This window comes from Spirochaetota bacterium (assembly GCA_038043445.1).
In the GTDB taxonomy this organism is placed as follows: Bacteria; Spirochaetota; Brachyspiria; order Brachyspirales; family JACRPF01; genus JBBTBY01.
On record JBBTBY010000118.1, the window covers coordinates 1 to 19109 of the forward strand.

Annotated in this window: 14 protein-coding genes; 11 read left to right on the forward strand and 3 right to left on the reverse strand. The window is 54.8% G+C overall.

Annotated elements, in window-relative coordinates; translation table 11 throughout:
- The 7 genes from AABZ39_16100 to AABZ39_16130 form a co-directional block, all read left to right on the forward strand.
- Positions 1-872 (forward strand): SpoIIE family protein phosphatase (locus AABZ39_16100; GenBank protein MEK6796303.1); only part of this gene is annotated, 872 nt, incomplete at its 5' end.
- Between the two features lie 222 nt (positions 873-1094).
- Positions 1095-1880: an AraC family transcriptional regulator gene (locus tag AABZ39_16105; GenBank protein MEK6796304.1), complete on the forward strand. Its 786-nt coding sequence runs from the start codon at positions 1095-1097 to the stop codon at positions 1878-1880.
- A 106-nt stretch (positions 1881-1986) separates the two neighbouring features.
- Positions 1987-2928: a nucleoside hydrolase gene (locus tag AABZ39_16110; protein ID MEK6796305.1), complete on the forward strand. Its 942-nt coding sequence runs from the start codon at positions 1987-1989 to the stop codon at positions 2926-2928.
- Between the two features lie 120 nt (positions 2929-3048).
- A complete protein-coding gene (locus tag AABZ39_16115; protein ID MEK6796306.1) occupies positions 3049-4053 on the forward strand; it encodes a dihydroxyacetone kinase subunit DhaK in 1005 nt (334 codons plus the stop codon).
- Positions 4054-4065: 12 nt separating this feature from the next.
- Positions 4066-4710 (forward strand): DAK2 domain-containing protein, encoded by a 645-nt coding sequence (locus tag AABZ39_16120; protein ID MEK6796307.1) that lies wholly within the window; start codon positions 4066-4068, stop codon positions 4708-4710.
- 180 nt (positions 4711-4890) lie between these two features.
- Entirely contained in the window at positions 4891-8466 is a 3576-nt protein-coding gene (locus AABZ39_16125) for a LamG-like jellyroll fold domain-containing protein (GenBank protein ID MEK6796308.1), read from the forward strand.
- 101 nt (positions 8467-8567) lie between these two features.
- The gene (locus AABZ39_16130) at positions 8568-8690 is read left to right on the forward strand and encodes a hypothetical protein (GenBank protein ID MEK6796309.1); all 123 of its coding nucleotides are present in this window, start codon (positions 8568-8570) and stop codon (positions 8688-8690) included.
- Positions 8691-8730: 40 nt separating this feature from the next.
- Here AABZ39_16130 and AABZ39_16135 read toward each other — a convergent pair whose 3' ends face one another.
- The 3 genes from AABZ39_16135 to AABZ39_16145 are packed head-to-tail and all read right to left on the reverse strand — an operon-like array spanning position 8731 to position 15032.
- Positions 8731-11853: a cellulase family glycosylhydrolase gene (locus AABZ39_16135; GenBank protein ID MEK6796310.1), complete on the reverse strand. Its 3123-nt coding sequence runs from the start codon at positions 11851-11853 to the stop codon at positions 8731-8733.
- Between the two features lie 9 nt (positions 11854-11862).
- A complete protein-coding gene (locus AABZ39_16140; protein MEK6796311.1) occupies positions 11863-13725 on the reverse strand; it encodes a DUF2334 domain-containing protein in 1863 nt (620 codons plus the stop codon).
- Between the two features lie 47 nt (positions 13726-13772).
- A complete protein-coding gene (locus AABZ39_16145; GenBank protein ID MEK6796312.1) occupies positions 13773-15032 on the reverse strand; it encodes a substrate-binding domain-containing protein in 1260 nt (419 codons plus the stop codon).
- Between the two features lie 156 nt (positions 15033-15188).
- Between AABZ39_16145 and AABZ39_16150 the strand changes: the two genes are divergently transcribed.
- From AABZ39_16150 to AABZ39_16165, 4 genes are read left to right on the forward strand one after another with little or no spacing between them, the layout of a single operon-like run.
- Positions 15189-16430: a hypothetical protein gene (locus AABZ39_16150; protein ID MEK6796313.1), complete on the forward strand. Its 1242-nt coding sequence runs from the start codon at positions 15189-15191 to the stop codon at positions 16428-16430.
- The gene (locus AABZ39_16155; protein ID MEK6796314.1) at positions 16427-17437 is read left to right on the forward strand and encodes a hypothetical protein; all 1011 of its coding nucleotides are present in this window, start codon (positions 16427-16429) and stop codon (positions 17435-17437) included. The genes AABZ39_16150 and AABZ39_16155 overlap by 4 nt, the downstream gene beginning before the upstream one ends.
- Before the next feature lie 11 nt (positions 17438-17448).
- Entirely contained in the window at positions 17449-18048 is a 600-nt protein-coding gene (locus AABZ39_16160) for a hypothetical protein (protein MEK6796315.1), read from the forward strand.
- Positions 18038-18952, forward strand: a complete 915-nt coding sequence (locus AABZ39_16165) for a caspase family protein (GenBank protein ID MEK6796316.1) — start codon at positions 18038-18040, stop codon at positions 18950-18952. Before AABZ39_16160 ends, AABZ39_16165 begins: the two co-directional genes overlap by 11 nt.
- Positions 18953-19109: the final 157 nt, after the last annotated feature.

Genomic DNA, 19109 nt, shown 5'->3' on the forward strand with positions numbered 1-19109 from the left:
TGAAACGCGTTGAGGCGGGCGATCTGTCCGTAGCGGTATCGGTCGATTCACGCGACGAAACGGCCGATCTTGCCAACGGGTTTAACACGATGGCAAAGAACCTGTCGGAGCTTCGCACCACCGATCTGCAGATGGCCGCCAAGGTGCAGCGCAATCTCCTTCCGCAGCTGCCGAACGCCGGGCGATTCGATGTGGCCGTCCATTACGAGGCGTTCTCCTATGTCTCCGGCGATTTCTACGATTTCTACACCGATGACAACGGCACATTGACCGGACTTGTGCTGTTCGATGTTTCGGGACACGGCGTCTCCTCGGGGCTTATCACCACATTGATACGCCCCATCATGTACCGAAGCTTCACATCCGATACAAAGGTCGCGCTTTCTGATATAATCGCCAAGGCGAACCGCAGCATCATCAAGGCGAAGGGCGACGTGGATAATTATCTCACCTGCATCATGCTCCGTTTCTCCGGGAATGAGATGCAGTATGTCAATGCCGGACACCCCGATCTGCTTAAAAAAGACGCGAACGAACATGTTGCGCCGGTCAAACCCGGGGGGAATGCCGTCCAGGGGGCGTTCATGGGCCAGGAGGGCATGGTCGAATTCTTCGAGGAGATGAACCGCGAGTATCAGGTGCCCATGACGAACGGCGATGTATTTCTGCTTTTTACGGACTGTCTTATCGAAACCAGATCCCCCGCAGGTGAAGAATTCGGGCTTAACGGTGTTTCGCGTGTTCTCCGTGATGCACCGTCGGCAATGTCCGCTGCCGATATCGTCAAACGCATCGTCGCCGCGCATGCGGAACATCGCGGCGGGGCGGCATTGGCGGATGATCTTACCATCGTCGGTGTCAAGGTGCGATAGCAATCTTCAACACTGGTATGACACAATGTCAACACTCAACATATTTCTTCTTTTGTTCGTGTCTTTCGTGGCCTCCTCTCCGTGCATCCATGCAGGCGCGGGGCGCTCGCTATCCCGGCTCTCGTCAACAGCGCCATTCATGGTGCTCGTGAGATGCCGGTTGGATTGACAGGAATTCGGCGGGTGGTATACTTGGCGCAGCTGAGGAAGCGATGACGGCGAATGAAAAGTCCTATTCCTTATACTATAACAGGGGTGATGAAAAGGATCAGTCTTGATTTTTTCTTTATTGCCAAACACAATATAAACGGCAAGGTTTCTTTTCATGATCATAATACTCTTGAGATCGTGTATTACCTTCAGGGTAACGGAGAGACAACAATAGGGAATAACACCTATCAGTTCAATAAAAACAGTTTCACTATAGTGCCGAAAGGCGTTCGGCATGATCAGAAAAATAACAAAGAACTGGTTAATGGATGTATTGGCGTATCAGGCAGCGGACTGGAGAATTTAATTGGCGCATATCAGGATTCATTCGGAGTGCTCAGGAATGAATTCCTGCTGCTTGCTGATGAGTTGGAAAATAAAGAACCTGGATATGCGATTATCGCGGATGGTATTCTCCTCAAGATCATCGGGACCATCCGTCGGATCGCATCTTCAGCAGCACAGTCAGCTTCGAAAGAAGCGATCGCCGAAAGAGCTGTTGCACTGATCCGGGAAAAAGAAGGTGTAATTTCCGTTGAAGATCTTTCCGGGATGTTCTATATCAGAAGCGATTATTTCGGACGGCTTTTCAAAGAGTATACGAAAAAAACGCCTATCCAGTATATCCTCGATGTCAAACTGGATAAAGCCAAAGACCTCCTTACGGATACTTCACTGACGATCAGCGCGATCGCACAGCGTTGCGGATTTGAAGACGTCTACTATTTCTCGAAGTTCTTTAAAAAACGGATCGGGGTTACTCCAACTGTTTTCAGAAAATCAGCGGCACATGAATAGCGTAAAAAGTACAAACAAAGTCCGGAAAATTCCATTTTCGTAAAGTGATAGACGCAGTATCCTATGTGTATTGAAATTTGCTGATCATTATTCATGCGAGGACGAAATGTTCGAGAACACGTACAAAGACAGATTTACCATGCTCTCCGGCTCGTACATGCTGGAGCGTCTCAGCACTCCTATGGAGAAGGTCGATGTGGTACTGGATACTGACACATACAATGAAGTTGACGACCAGTTCGCCCTGGCGTACAGTCTCCTTGTTCCTGAAAGGATCAACGTAGAGGCCGTCTATGCGGCTCCGTTCCTGAACGACCGGGCCGCAAGTCCTGCTGACGGCATGGTGAAAAGTTATAACGAGATACAGACTGTTCTGGGCCTCATGGGACGAAAAGAGAGCATGCCGGTACTGAAAGGCTCGGACCGTTTCCTTGAAAATCCCGCAGACCCTGTCAGGAGCCCGGCAGCACTTGATCTGGTTGAACGGGCTATGAGACGAAAGGAAAAACCGCTGTATGTTCTGGCTATCGGATGTCCGGTGAACATAGCCTCCGCTCTTCTCATAGAACCAGCGATCAGGGAAAAAATAATAGTGGTCTGGCTTGGGTCACATCCTCCGTACTGGATGTCCGCGCGGGAATTCAACTGCAGCCAGGATATCATTTCATCCCAGGTCCTTTATAATTCGGGCGTTCCTTTCGTTAATATACCATGCAAGAATGTGGCGGAACACCTCCGGACATCCGTTCCCGAATTGAAAGCGTGTATCGCGGGCACGAGCAGGATCAGTGATTATTTGTACAGTATTGTCAAGGACTATAGCAAGGGCGATCCTGTATGGTCGAAAGTCATCTGGGATATTTCAACGGTGGCATATCTTGTAAATCCCAGCTGGATACCGACCCAGATCATCCATGCGCCTGTGCTGACAGACCACCACACATTCAGTCTGGATGCCAGACGGCATTTCATGCGGGTTGCTATTGACGCGAACAGAGACTTGGTTTTTGCGGACATGTTCGCCCGGTTGAATGCCTGCGGAAATTAAAGTCTGCTCTGCCAGCCGGAATTTGATACAGGAGCGGTATATCAGTCGTACTGGCAGTCAGCATATACGAAATCAGTCGGCAAGCGCTGCAAGACAGTGTGCCAAAGGAGATCTAGCGTCATGAAGAAGTTCCTGAATGCACCTGAACAGTTTGTTGACGAAATGCTGGAAGGCATCTATTCCGCCCATCCCGAACAGGTCCGCTGCACGGCCGGAGATCTGCGATGCATCGTTACCTCCCGCCCGGTAAAGGGCAAGGTTGGTATCGTCACGGGTGGTGGGTCTGGCCATCTTCCTCTCTTTCTCGGGTATATCGGCGAGGGACTGCTTGACGGCTGCTCCGTCGGCGGAGTATTCCAGTCACCCAGTGCCGACCAGATGTTTGAAGTCACAAAAGCCATCAGTCAGGGGGCAGGGGTTCTCTATATTTATGGGAACTACACGGGTGATATCATGAATTTCGATATGGCGACCGAAATGGCAGCCATGGAAGGCATCAATGTTCTTTCTGTTGTCGGAAATGACGATGTGGCATCCTCTCCAAAAGGCCAGGAACACAAACGTCGCGGTGTCGCCGGCATCTTTTTCGTTTATAAGGCCGCTGGGGCCGCTGCCGCAGAAGGAATGAGCCTCGACGACGTAAAGCGCGTCGCAGAAAAGGCAAAGGACAACGTACGTACCATGGGCGTTGCACTTACTCCATGCATTATTCCCGAAGTGGGGCATGCCTCTTTTTCTATCGGCGAAAACGAAATGGAAATTGGCATGGGTATTCACGGCGAACCCGGCATTCAACGGGGAGCGTTGCGCAAGGCAGCCGAAGTTGTAGAAGAGATGATGAAGCCGATCTTGGCTGACCTTCCCTTCGTGAAAGGCGACGAGGTTGCCGTTCTGGTGAACGGCCTGGGTGCAACCCCTAAGGAAGAACTCTATGTCCTCTTCCGCAGTGTGTCCTCTATCTTGGAGGATATCGGGATTTCGATATTTCATGTATATGTCGGCGAGTTCGCGACTTCGATGGAAATGGCAGGGGCCTCCATCTCCTTGCTCAAACTTGATGATGAGCTAAGGCGCCTTGTCGCGCGCCCTGCAGCCTCGCCATTTTTCGAGCAGAAACAGTTATAATTCGGAGGAGAGATGGAGAACATAAACAGAGGGGATCTGGCGCCATTATTCAAGAGTCTCCGCGATGCCTTTGCCGCACAACGCGACTTTCTCATAGACCTCGACGGTAAAGTTGGTGACAGTGACCTGGGGCTTACGATGAGCAGGGCTTTCATTGCCGCCTATGAGGCCGTTGCGGCTAATGCTGCGGACCCGATCGGCCGGACCATTCAGCTTGCCGGCATGGCTATCGGGAAGGCGTCGCCATCGACCATGGGAACTCTTGTCGCGACGGGTTTTATGCGTGGTGGCAAAGCTCTTGACCTGTCCTCATCAATTGGAACGGCAGAAATGTCCATTTTCTGGATTGCTTTTATGAACGGAGTTATCGAGAGAGGCAAAGCCAAGCGCGGGGACAAGACATTGATCGACGTGGTAGCCCCCGTTTCCGAATCTCTTGCCGCTTCCGCTGCGTGCGGAGCCGCTCTTCACGAAGCACTGTTCGATGCAGCCGCTGCTGCCGCCGGTGGACTTGAAGCGACTAAGGGGATGATAGCCCAGCATGGAAAGGCGGCCTGTTTCCGGGAAAAAACCTTGGGATTGCAGGATGCGGGTGCAACCGTCGGTTTTATTATCACCGATACTCTTCGACAGTTTGTCGCAGGGCTAAAGGAATAGTCATGAGGATTGCAGTCTTATGAACGTGGAACAAGAACAATGCGCATCGCACACATAGATTTCAGCCCCTCGGAAGTGCGCTCGAGCATATCGCATCGGGAGATAAACACCGCACACCCTCCGATAAAAGAAATCTTGATATATACTATCGATCATGTTGTTACCCGGGGAGTTTCGATCATGAGATCCATCAGCCGAAAGATCGCCTTCATCTGTCTCAGTACGGTCATTACCTTCGCCGGCCTTTCCGCTGCGGATGATGCTGTCGCCGCGTGGGATTTCAACGACGGGACATTTTCCGGAAAAACGAGCGGATCCACATCATTTGTCGACGGCATTGACGGCAAAGCACTTGCATTTGACGGCACCTCGTCCGCTGAAGCATCCGCCTCGCCCACACCGGGGAATTCGATAACGCTTGAAGTGTGGGTGAAGATCGATACGACGGAGCAGGAATGGTCGGGCATACTTATGCGCTGGGTGCCGGGATCGGATGTCGGCTACGGCATTCTTTACCGTTCCGCGGGGAACGGCTTTCGCTTTGTGGTGAACAGTGATGATAAAAAAAGCGTGCTTGTGCAGACGGAGAAAGAACAGATACTCCCCGGCGTATGGTATCATCTTGCGGCGACCTATGACGGCAAGACGCTCATACTGTATCTGAACGGAAAACCATTATCGAAAGCGGCATCGCTCTCCGTACCGGAGGTGAAGGGCCCGGTATATCTCGGTAAAGCGGGGCCGTGGGCAAAGACGGGGCTTCGCGGCGCTGTCGATGATGTGCGGATCTACGGCAGGGCACTGTCGTCCGCTGAAGTGAATGCGCATTATCGGGCGCTCGTGAAAGGGACCCCGGTGAAATATATCGTCTGCGATTTTGAGGACGTCGGCACATGGCGTCATCAGGGCGGCGAGGGCTCGAAGGGAAAATGGTTCGCCGGGCATATCAATCTGTCGTCGACGAAGAAGGAAACCTGTTCAGGAGCATATGCCGGCATCATACGCTATGCGTTCACCGAGCCGTCCGGGCCGTACCGGCATCGATTCATACGGGCGAAGATCATGGAAGAGAAGGTGTCATCGGTGAGCGAGATATCGTTCCGCGCGAACCCGAAGGATAAGGACGGCAAGATATCGATAGAACTTTCTGACAATGCCGGAAAGAATGCGACTACGGAGGCCGTTCGTCTTGAGAAAAATACGTGGCAGGAATATACCATACCGTTCGATGAAGCGCATGTAAAAGGAGCATCATCACTTGAGTCGCCGATATTCGTATCCGGTGTGAATTTCTACGGTCGGACCGCGGGAGAGGGTGAAGTGTATCTCGACGACATAGCGCTGTCGGGAGAAACGAGCGATGGGAAACAGCTGGTGACCGTGTCGCCCGTGTATCGCGGGGTAGGATATCGTCCCAATGCACCTATCGTGCTCGAGTACCGCGTGCGCAACGGCATGGGGAAAGACGCATCGATACGCGTGAGCGCATCCATCGTCGATTTTTTCGGCAAAGCGTCGGCAAAGGACCAAAAGTCAATTGACATCGCCGCCCGCGGAGAGTCGGCCATTCGCTTTTCGTTCCCTGCGATGGACATCGGTCATTATCGCGTTACGCTTTCGGTTTCCGGCGCGGTATCGTATGGCATGGAGGATATGTTCGGTGTGTTCATCCCCAACGGAAAACGCCTCAATAGAACGCCCATGTTCTTCGGCTGCGATGATCAGGAGATATGGAAAGGCGAAGAGGAGAATGCGCTGCATAAGACGTGGATGGGCGCGCTCGGTGTCGACATTGAACGCTTCGGTATCACCGGCGGACGATTCGAGCATGCCGCGGGCGATACATCGCATGCCGATGGGTTCACACCGATGCTCAATGAACTCGCGAAGTATGGCATCGATTCATTCGTGTGCTACTTCGTTGTTCCGGAATTTACCGGCGGCGCATATCGCAAGCCCCCGAAGGACGAAGCGGCGTTCGCGGCGCATGTGCGTAATCTCGGCGCGTATCTCGCGAAATTTCCCGGCGTAAAATATATCGAGCTTTGGAACGAGCCCGACCTCGAATTCTTTCACGGGACCATCGATGAATATGTCGCCATGATGAAAACATTCTACACCGAAATTAAAAAGACGGCCCCAAACATTCGCGTGACGACCGGCGGCGTGACCGTTAAGCATCCGAAGGAAAAGAAGGATTTTACCAAGGATATGTTTACGCTCGGCAAGGGGTATTATGACGTGGCGGCATTCCATGCGCACGGTCCACTTGAGAACTATATCGAACGGCAGGAGATGGTCGAAGGATATCTCCGTAATGCCGGGGTGACCGCACCTATATGCAATACCGAAGCGGGCGACCGGTCGCTGTACGATTACGCGGGATATCGTTCACAGGCGGTAACGCTTGTAAAGAAGATATCATATGCCAAATCGCGGCCATTGTCGGAATTCTATTCCTGGTTCACGCTCAAGGATTACTGGGATATGGACCCCGGTGCCGACGATTCGCTCGGCATGGTGACGGCGGATAATCGGTTTAAGCCGGCTTTTGTCGCCTATAATGAACTGATACGTGAGCTCGCCAATACAATTCCCGACGGGGCTGCGGATATCGATGCGCGTCTTGACGGCTATCGGTTCAAGCGGAGCGCCGGCGGCAGGGTATATGTCGTGTGGCCGAAGAATCCCGGGGCAGTCGTTGCCTCCGTGCGTTCATCGGTGCCTGTCACGCGTACCGACATGTTCGGGAGGAGCGAATCGCTTACCCCGGAGGATGGAAGCGTGTCTGTAACTGTTGCCGGATATCCTGTGTACCTTTCCATCGGCGGGGACGGAACGCTTGTCGATGCAAGAACCGATGTCCCGTTCCTGATAAGTCCGTCTTCCGTGTATGCGGTACCCGGAGGAAAGGCATCGTTCACAGCGATGGTGACGAATATTGCTTTGGGCCCTGTATCAATCGATGTCGGTCTTATGAACGAAACCGGGAGCAGGATAGGCGGCGGCACGTATCCGCTCGCGCTTGGCGGCGCGGTATCGATGCCGTTCACAATATCGGTAGCAGGTGAAGAAACGTATGGGCAGAAGAATTATTTCTATTCGGTATCGATGACGCCCGGGAGCATTCGAAATGCCGTGAAACCGCTGTCACTCTGCGTTGCGTATCCGATCACGTATAACGCCGCCGGTTTTGCGATGAAGGGAACAGGGCCGGCGGGCTTGAAACCGATAATCGTTGACGCATTGCAGTCTGTCATCGAGCTCGCATTCGATCCGACGATACCGCGCTGGAAGAATGCGGCGGACCTCTCCGTGAAAGCATACGCGGCTCATGACGGCAAGGGGCTCTATGCAGCGTTCGATACCGCCGACGACGTGCACGTTACCCATGATAAGAACTCAGGCGACGGCGTTGAGATTGGAATTCTCTCGGAGGCATCATCCAGTATCATTTCGCTCGGAGCGACCGCGGAGGGTGCGTTCGTCACGGGCCGTTCGGCAGACAGCGAAAGTGAACGATGGGATGTTCCGGCTGCTGCCCGGCGTACCGCACACGGTGTTTTTTATGAGGTGTATGTGGCCTTTGAGAAAATCGGTATTTCCGTCCGCGAAGATGCAATACCCGTTCGCTTCGCTTTCATTGTACATGATGACGACGGAAAAGGGCGTGTTCGGTATATGGAGTGGGGCGGCGGACTCGGGCGAAAGCGTGATGCGTCGCGCTATGGATTCGGATTATTGGCGCCCCGATAAGCGTGCTCGTGCGTGTGCTGACGATTTTTTTCGATGCATGCGCACGCCGTCACGCGACCGTTGCCTTTGATTTTTCAGGATAATTAGATACAACATTCGGCATGAAGCAAGATATCATCACGTATGCGCAGAGCGCGCTCCGCGAAGAAGCAGAAGCGATAATACGCGTAAGCGAGAGGTATTCCAGCGCATTCACCGAAGCGCTCGATCTCATGCTCGCCTGAAAAGGACGCGTTGTCGTCACCGGTGTGGTTTGCCGAGTGCTCAGCGCACCTCGAGCACATAGATGACCGACTCGTAGGATCGTGCGGGGCTGAACTCGATGCCGCCGCCGCGCTTCGTCACCGGTACATCGGCGTTCTTCATGCCGGTATTGTCCACCGTATAGGCGACGGCGGATGATGCCCCTTTGAGCTCGAGCGATATGGTCGCGCCGAGGCATTCGAGGTACTCGATGTTCTCCTTGCTGCGCGCCTTCGCCATCACCTTCTTCCCGTGATTGTCCCCCGGGGGAAGCGGTGCACGCGTTGTGTAGTCGAGGTATTCCACGTTCTCATAGCGGTTGCGGCTTGCAAGCGTTATGATATGCGTTCCCTTCTCGCCGACGGCGCCGTTCTTATTGAACACCGAGAAGATGAAATTCCCGCCCGGCGATGATACCGAGGCAAGCTTCATCCCGCTGAATTCATACGTCTCGTTCCCGGATGCGAAGGCCATGAGGAGCTTCGCGTTCGCATCGTCGATCTTGAAGAAGCTCTGCTTATAGTCGTTCGTGGCGCAAACCCACTGCGCGCGTTTCTCGTGTGAAAGTTTTTTCGCCGCCACCTCGTCCATCGCAGAACGCGGATTCTCGCCGACACGTATCGATACGCGCCCGCCGGTGATGATATCCGGCGTCATGAGATGCGAGAACGGGTTCGCCTTTCCGCCGACAGCATCCGCGAACATGTTCTCGACGCTCACGGTGAGCGTGATATCGTTGGCGAGGGGTGCTACCTTGCCGGTGCGGAATATCGCTGCGGCGAACGGGAAGAGATGCTTTTTCGCGAAATTGTTGTAGTAGTCAAAGTAGCCGATGGACCCTTTTGTTGAACCGAAATCGAAGAAGAAGAACCCGTCATGGTCCTGGAGCGCCGCGGTGGACGCCATGAACGGGGCGCTTTCCGCGCAGTATTCGTTGGGGTACGGATGATCGTATTCACTTGACGTATACGGGTATCCCTTCACACGGTCGATGACGATCGCGCTGGTCAGTGTGTTCTGAACGCTCCCGAGCATCGATACGTTCTCCACATAATAGTTGTTGCCGTCCCACGGAATGCCGGGAAAGTGCGGGTGCTTCCAGTATGCATGGCGGTCGACGTAATCATAGCAGTGTGCGGTGTCGACAAAGCTGTAATCAAGCTGCGTGCCGGTGACCGGCACCTTTACGTTAAAGCTTTTGACATACGCCATCATATCCTTCCAATACGCCTGTTCCATGTCGCGTATGAACGTCATGAAATCGGTGCGGAAGGCCGGCGGTAATACGCCGAGCTTGCCGAGCGGCGGAAGCTGCATGTCGCTTATGGACTTTTCCGTTGTTATCGCGCTTTCTGCGTATGCGCCTTTCTCCACACGCACGGAGCGTATCGTGAACTCCTTGCCGCCGGTGAATCCGCGGAATGTCACGCGTCCGCATCCCTCGGCATTCTCGCGTGCGGTGAAACCGGTGGCATACTCACGGAAGTCGTCCGCGCCGAGCGGTATGGTCGCATAGAGACCGAGCGACGTCCACGGTGCGCGGTCGAACATGGTGTTCACGCCGATGACAGCGCCCTTTTTTCCCTTCGCCTCGAAGATGATGGTATATTTCTCGCCCTTCACAAAGGTAAGCCCCGTCTTCATGAGCTGAAAGAACGACGAGCGGTCGTCGGTCTTCGATACCACCTCTATCGTATCACCGGCAAGCTTCATGCTCCCGTGCGCGGGATTGACTATCTCGGTCACCCACTTATTGTCCGTTGTGAACGGCATCACTCCGGTCACGGCATCACGCTCGCCGCTTGGCATGCCCTTCGCCCACGCCGCTTTCGCCGCATCAAGATCGGCATACTTGGCCGTCAGATATGCCAGCCATTTCTGCCGGACAACGGCGCGGAAATTCTCCGGGAGCGAATCGAGCACGCCGTAGGCGAAGGTGAATCGGAAGAACGCGTTCTCGTTGTTTATTTCCGTCATCGCCATCACAGGATCGTCCTTCAGCGCGAGCATGGTGTACGGGTTCACGTGCGTGAGTATGTCCTTCGCATACCGTTTCTGCATCTCGATGAGCTCAGGCATGACATTATCAACGCCTTTGCTGTAATTGACCTTGGTCGCTGTGCGCACGGCCGCGTAGTCGTAATCCTTGGTGCTCGGATAATTCCACGATACATGCAGGTTGAGATTGACGTAGATGCCGTTCTTCTTGAATTGCGCGATGAGATAGTCCATCTTGTCGAGCTCTACGTCATCGAATTTCTCATAGGTGCTTCTGTATTTGCCCCATATATTCCTATTATCGATATGATGTATACGCACGGCATTGACGCCGATGCCGGCAAGATGCGATGCCACCTTCTCCGCCTGTTCGTGCTCGGGGAACATCGAATCGAACGTGAGGTTCACACCGAGGAAGCGAATGCGCCCCGCCTTCGTATGGAAATGACCGTCTTTGATGAAAACGAACCCGTTCTTATCGATATCGTAGCTGTTGAGATACCGCATCGAGAGCGCGCTTTCCTTCGTCGGGAAATCGAGCGTATTGCCCCATTTGCTGTACGCCTCGGGCATCTGCATCGCTTTCATGGCGGCTCCTTCATCCTTCACGGTTATCTGTGCCGACGCGAGCGACTCAGCGGTGATGTCCGCCGGTTTCGCGCTCTTGCCGAAATTGATTATACGCAGCCCGCCTATCTGCAGTTCCTGTTTGGCCATGCCGAGAAAAAGCGCGAGCGTCAGTTCGCCGCTTTGATATCGTTCCTTCACAGTGTCCGCGGCGATCTGAAGCTTCCATTCCGTACCGCATTTCGCCTCTTTCCAGATGATGGATTTGTAGGCACTATCCTGTACCTTGATGCCGACGACGCCCTCGCCCTCGCGCACACGCGATTCGAACACGACGGCAATAGTATCCCCCTCGGCAATGGCGCCGTTGAGCGGTATTCCCGCCTGAATATCCCAGGAATTCTTAGTTTTCTCCGGGACCTTAACGTAGAGCGCCTTTGCGAAGGGCTTGGCGTTCACGCTCTTATATGAGTACTTATCGTTCGCCTCGGGGAGCGAACCCTGTAGCTCAACACCGGTGATAGCCGCCGACAATGTGCCGGCAGAAAGTACTGCGATGATCGTGTGTAAAAAACGCATGCTGTTCTCCTAATTGTTCTGGTTGATGGTACGATATTCCATCGGCGTGATGAATTCAAATCGATCGTTCTTAAGCACCTCGCAGATGACGGTATACGCCGCCCATGACGCATCGTTCCACATGTTCGGGTGTCCCTGCAGCACGAAATAATCGTTGGTCCGCTGCCAGCGGTAGCCTTTCATGAACTGCTCCACGCCCACACGCCCGACCGCGTATTCGAGATTGAGCGAACGCCTGAGCACAAGCTGCGATGTTTTCGCTTTCATATCGCCGTAGAGCCACACCTTGATATCGGGGTTCTCCTCGAGCACTTTCAGCGTCGACGCATCCGCTGCATTGCCGGGTGTGCCGAACGTGCGGAAGGTGACGCCGGTGCGGTCTTTCATGACCTTCATCGCTTTGGTGAAATGCTCAGCCTGATATTCATACGGAGGGCCGCTGAACTCCGCGGTCATTTTCGTCCCGTCGAGCAGAAAGCCCATGCCGTGATCGTATCCATGGTTCCAGAACTCAACACACCCGCCGTTCTCGATAGCGTTCGAACGCACCCATGCGAAGAACGGTGCGTTCTCCTCCTCGAGACATTTGGCACTGATGCCGAAACCAATATGCATGCTGTTGGAAACTGCGTAGTCGAATGCTTTCTGATAGAACGCTCGGAAGAGCACCTTTGACCCCGTCGATGGAGAAACAGGACTGAAATCATCGAGCTTCATCATGACGAAGCGCCGGTACGGCGTATCCGGCAACGGCGGAAGATTCGTAAGATCGCTCATGGAAGCGACGGCAGTATTCACTGCAGGGATCGCGGCGCCTCCGCCCGCGGCGGTGAGGGCCATGCCGCCTATCTCGACCTCCTGCACCTGCCATCCGAAGGTGAGGATGAGGGAAAGGTCGCCTTTGTCGGCAGCGCTCTCGAGCTTCCCGCTGATCGTTTTCTCTGCCCACTCGCTCCCAATCGTTATCTCTTCGCGCAAGACCGTCTTGCCGGACTTGTCCTTGAGCGTCGCGAGCATCTTGCCGCCGCCGGAGGTACTGCGGTATGAGATCTTGAAGTTGACCGCGTCGCCGGCGCCCGCTGCCGCGATGCTCTTTATGATGGCCTGCACGTCCCAATGGTTGGCGGGTTTTACCGCCACCGAAACGCGGACGGCATTGCCGAAGGACTTCCCTTCCGCCGCAACGACCGAGGTCTTGCCGCCCCCGATGAACGATGGGATAATGTCCGCGGGGTCCCCGGGCAGAAGTGCTGCGGCTTGCGGGACGGCGGTCGCGGCTCCCGTCCCCGCCGGCGGCGAAGCGATGGTCGCGGCGATTGCAACGGGGAGCGTCGCGAGCGCATTCTTTACCATCTCAGGTGTTATTCCCTCAGGCGTGACGGCATTCCCGAAATTGAGCACGGCGATATTGCCGATATCTATTTCCTGCTGCTGCATGCCGAGGAAGAACGCCGCCTGCATCCCGTCCTTATCATACGCGTTCGATGCTGCCGCGGCAAAAATGAACTGTTTCCATTCCGCGCCCGTGCGTATATCATTCCGTATGAGGGGATTGCCCTTGGCATCCTGTATCTTCGCGACGATATAGCCCGTTCCGCTCGGAGCGCGCATGGTAAGCGTGAGTACGATGACATCACCCGCTGCCACCGCTTCAAGGCTCTTGCCGATGATCTGCATGTCCCAGGGGTTCTTCGTTTTTTCCGGTATGGAAACATGGATAACCCTCGAGAACGGCCCCTCCGCGGCGGCGGTCGTGACCTTCCCGGCGGTACCGGCTATCTGAAAGCGGTCCTCGGCGCCCGCAGGGATGACCGCTTTTACCTGAGCATTGAGCGCAGCAGCCGCAAGCAATGCGATGATGAGTATTCGCATAAGCACCTCGACGTAAGGACAGTATACAGCATCCGGGGCGGATGCGCTTACCATTTTGCCATACGGGGCTCTGAACTTTTTGACATATTCCGCTTCTGGCGATACACGGCCGGTGAACAGTGAAAACGGCGTTTGAACGCCCTGCCGAAATGCTGATGGCTCGTGAACCCCACGGAAAAAGCGATCGCCACGATCTGCTCGCTCGTTTCGCGGAGCTTTTCCGCCGCACGATCGAGGCGTATCTCGGCCAGGAAGTCAACGAACGAAACGCCGAAAAGGGCGGCGAACTTGGAAAGGAAATATTTATGGTTAAGCCCAAGACTCCGCGATATGCGACGCCCCGGTTTCCGTTCCCGATAGAGCGCCTCAAGCTGCGAGAGCACCGCCTGCCTGAACGCGGCGTCATCCTTTCCCGCGGTCATGTTCCGACGGGCGGTCGACCTTCGTACGACGAGCGACGGGGGGATGAGCACGGTCTGTCCCGGAGTGACGTTCGTATCGATGAGGTCGGAGAGGAGCGATGCCGCGGCGTTGCCGATCGCGAAAAAATCCTGCGCGGCGGTGGTGAGCATATCGTTGCGGTAGCGCGGGAAAAGTCCGCGATTGTCATCGATGCCTGCCACCGCGATATCTTCCGGAACGCGTATCCCGCTATTCTGCGCGAACGTAATGAACGAAAGGGCGAGATAATCCGTCTCGAATATCATCGCGCTCGGGCGATCGCTCCCGACGATCGATGCGAACAATGTCGACAGCCGTTTATCGACACCGATGAGCGGCCGGACGGAATACGGTCTATCGAAATGCGTGCCTGCCGCTCGGCCGGTGCGAAGCGAGAAGCCCTTCACCCAGGCCTGCGCCATCGGCATTCCCCGTGCTCGCAGATAGTCGCGATACGCGTTGAAGCGTTCGTACGAATATGATTCGCGTGCGATGCCCGCATATCCGATGTGCGTATGCCCCTGCGCGCGGAGATGATCGAGGAGCATGGTGAGTATCGCGCGGTCATCGGTCGCCACGAGATTGGCATGCGCATCCTTCGACGCCATCATGATGTTCACGGCGGGGTATTTCCTCCCGATCCGTTTCCATGCGCGATACATCTCCGAATGCGACGGTATGATGCCGATATATCCGTCGAACTGTTCTCTGAGCCGTGCTATATTCGATCGCCGATCGTAGGAGCGGCACACGACACCGCGCTCCCGGCATGCCTCGCGTATGCCGCGGTACACTTCGTCGTAGAGGTATGACCCGAGGTAGGATTCGAACGACATGCCCGCGTGGATGAAAGCGATGTTCTTCATTGATTACCTGTATTTCAGTATACCCTAAAAGGGGTAGAAAATCGAATTCAACAAAATCACTCCTCCGGGTGATAGACAAAAAACAATACTCTGCTATAAAGGGGCGCAAACCGAAGCCCTTGGACGGGGTGGAGGATATATACAAAGGGGCCATGTATGAAAAACGATATCGCAAAACATCTCTTTTCGTCAGCGATGTATGGTGTCATCCTCATCGCACTGTTCTCGTGCGGGAGAAATCCTCTCGCTCCCGATGCCGTTACGCTTTCGCTGCAGGACGAGGAGGTCATGCAGTTGAAAGCGGACGCCGCGCGGGCATTCAAGAGCGCACATGCGGAATTGATGCAGGATCTTCCCCTGTATGACGGGCTTATCAGCACCGAGCGTCATCCACAAGCGCGGGAGCTTACTATGGAAGAACGTGCAGCACTGGATACGAATGCGCTGGATGCAAGGGGCAAAGCCGTCCTCGCCTTCTATACAGCGGGTGATTTTTCTCAGGTATCGAATTATCTTGCATCAACGAACAGCTGGGGCGTGCGCGAGGACCTCTATGGTGTTGCAATGGAGGCGTATGGGAAAGGGAACACGGCAGTACTTACGGATTTCATTCAGAAAAAAGGGCTTCTGCCGAAGGTGCGATCGCTTGAAGCGAAATACGACCTTCTCCGCCACCAGAAGAATTTATCCATAAAACTCCGGACAAAGGCGATAACCCACGCGAATATCGCGGATAATCTGGACGGTGATATCTACCTGTGCTATACCGCCGGCCTTGCTTCCGCGGTGATAGGGCTCGCTACCGGTACGCATTGGTCGCATGCGGGCGTACTCGACAGATCGCGGCTTACCCTCAATGCAGATGACCCCGATTTCTCCGCGCAGCGTGTTTTCCTGAGCGCTTCCGATCAGACGGGTAATAACCCGAGCGGCAGCGGCAGCGGCTTGAGCGGTTCGGGCACCGGAAGCGGCTTCATTGCCCAGGTCGGATATGAAACGATAGCGAAATGGGAAGGGGAAACAGCCGCGTGTTCGTACCGAGCCATCGGTCGATCGGATGCCGCCGCACGCGGTGCGATCGATTACGGGGCGCAATTCGTCGGTAAGGGATATTCGTTCTTCACCGATCGCTGGGATAATGAGAACTGGTACTGCTCGAAAGTGGCGTTCCGAGCCTGGCATGCGATGGGTGTCAACCTGGAACAGCGCTATCAGACGTTCTACTATACCTATTGGGTGAACTATACGTTCCCGATACTCTGGTGGACGGTGACCGTGTCGCTTCCCGCGCTCGGTTCCTACAGCCAATGGATAGCCGCCAATGACGATATCTGGGTCACCCCCGATGATCTGAAGGATAATCCATTCGTCAGTTTCGTGAACGGCGATGCCGAATGAGCACGATGGTAAGAACAGCGGTATGCGCCGCAGCGAGCGTATGCATGGGATATGACTGCATGCTGTCGGTAAAAAAGCACAGCCGTGCCCTTACTGAGATGATAGTGCTCAACAATGGGCGCACATTCTACGGCTTGGATGAGCGCACGTTTGCGTCGGTATCGGAATTTTCCATCAACACCTTCCCCGGCGGTTTCTTCTCTGCACATGGGCGTCTGTATATATCCGACGACGGTGCACGAGCCGGTATGTTCGGCTGCCGGGTCGCGGTGTTCGGTGATGACCTGAAACTCATCGGGCATATCGCCACCCGTGCACTGCCCACATCCCCCGCGGAATATGACGGGAAGGTTTTCGTCGGAAGCGCACAGATGTCACGCGACGGAAGGTTCTCGCTCGAGGTCTTCGATGTGAACGGGAACAGGCTCAAGTCGTGGTATGATCTCGAAACGATGATCGAACCCGGCAAGGGGACGTATGCTCGGGGTCGGCTCTATTGTCCGGTAAAGTTCGCGGATGCGAAACGCACGAATCATATCCTCGCGATCGACACATCGACACTTGAGCGCACTGATCTCTATCAGTATGATCGGCGATATCCCGCCGAGCCGTTCGGTATATCGATACATGACGGCAGGATGATCGTTGTCTATTTTCGCATGCATGAGATCGAGATCATCGACATGGGCACTGGTGCATCCGCGGTACTGTTCCCCGCGCGTTACGCTTCTCTCCCGGCGGACAGGAACGGCATCGTTGCGGTCAATGCAGCGGTACACGACGGCGAGCTCAACTGCTTCCTTCATTACTATCTGCGGGACGGACATTTCCAAAAGATCGTCACCTTCGATGCAGGAACACATGCTTACCTGCGCACGATCGATCTCGATGCGCGGCACGGCCTCAACTATACCGCACTGCGCGCTGTTGCCGGGAATAAAGTGTTGTTCGGCGACGGATCGATATTCAACCGGTATTCCGGGGCGATAATCGGGAAAGTGTTCTGATGCGACGGGGCATGCATGGATATGTTGCGCTGATAATGATGCTCACCATTGCATCGTCATCGGTGTTCGCGCGCGGGTTTTTCATCGGGGGCGGTGCGGCGGTAGCAGCGGCATTCTCTCAGCACGGGGAATTCCCCGTTGGAGTGCAGGGCTCTCTGCAGTACGGCGCATCGTTCGGGCTTTCTCTCGGGGATAATTTCGCGGTTTTCATCGGCGGCGATTATTATGAGACGGCGGCATCAGCACCCGTCGATGACATCATCTATCGCGCGCGCAAAGGCGTATCGATGACCGTCGGCGTGAGCGTTCCGTTGGCCGTATTGTCGACGAATGTGCCGACGGCGTTCGGTGTATCCGCATTCGCTATCGGACAATTCGATAATTTTCGATCGACCACGCTCTATCAATGCTCCCTCGGCGGAGGCGTTGCCCCCTATATCGACCTGTATCTCCCGGCATTGCGTTTCATATCCCTGCGCGCATCGCTCCCCGTGCATCTCATCATATTCGGCGAACGATCGACGGCGGTCCTCTGCGGGGTGCGATGTGATATTCTTTTTTACCCGTTCGCTTTCGGGAATGCCGCGCGGAATGATGTCGATGTACGTTAGATATATTCTCATCATGGTGCTCTCCGTACTTGCAGGATGCAGTCCCTTCGCCCCGTCGTCCGCAGTCAGCAGGTACGCGATTGTGTACGGCATTTCGGGATATAGCGCTCCGCTTCCCGCGCTCTCGTATGCAGCGAGCGATGCCGACGCAATGGCGCATATCCTTTCATCGAACGGATATAGTGTCACCATGCGAACGGATTCTGCCGCAACGACAGCACAGCTCTCGCTCGACATAGCCGCAGTAGAGAACGTGGCGGACAGGAACGATCTCGTACTGTTCTATTTCTCCGGACATGGCGTGGACAAGGAAACGTTCTCTCATTGCGCATCGAATATCGGGCATACCGGCGTCATTGCCGATGCGGGGATCGTTCTCTACGGCGATGCCGCCGATCTTTCATCGAATGTCTGTGAGAACACCGTTGATGGGAATGAGCTCTCGCGGCTTTTTTCGGGAGTGAGCTCGCTGAAGAAGGTCGCCATTCTCGACTCATGCTATTCCGGCGGATTCGTTCTGAACGCGACGAGCATCGATGCGACGCCGAGGGATCACACCAACACCGTCGACATAGATATCGGAAGAATATTCTCACTGGCGGCAGCACGCTATGTCTCGCCTGACAATGCCGGCTCATCGCCATTCCTCACGATAAGCGCGGCAGGGGATGAAGCGGCGTGGGACGGCTTTCGGGGGCACGGCGTATTCACCTATTTCTTCATGACATCACTTTCCCAGGGCGATCTGAACGGCGACGGATGCATCACCACGCTCGAGGCATACGCCTTTACCAGCGCCGCCATCGATATGTACTGGAACGTAACGAATGACGGCGACTGGTGCTTCCTGCCGAGAATATCCGCTGTACCGGTGGATTATGTGCTGGCAAGACCTCACCCCTAGCTGCTCAAAAACCGATTTTCGTTCATTGAGCGGAGTCGAAATGAGCGAAATGAGTTCAGATCATGCAAAACGTCACCTCGACTCCGCTCGGTGACCGCTTCTTTAACGGCTCCGGGGAGCCGGAACAAATTCTTTGTGAGTAGGAGCGGCAGACTCG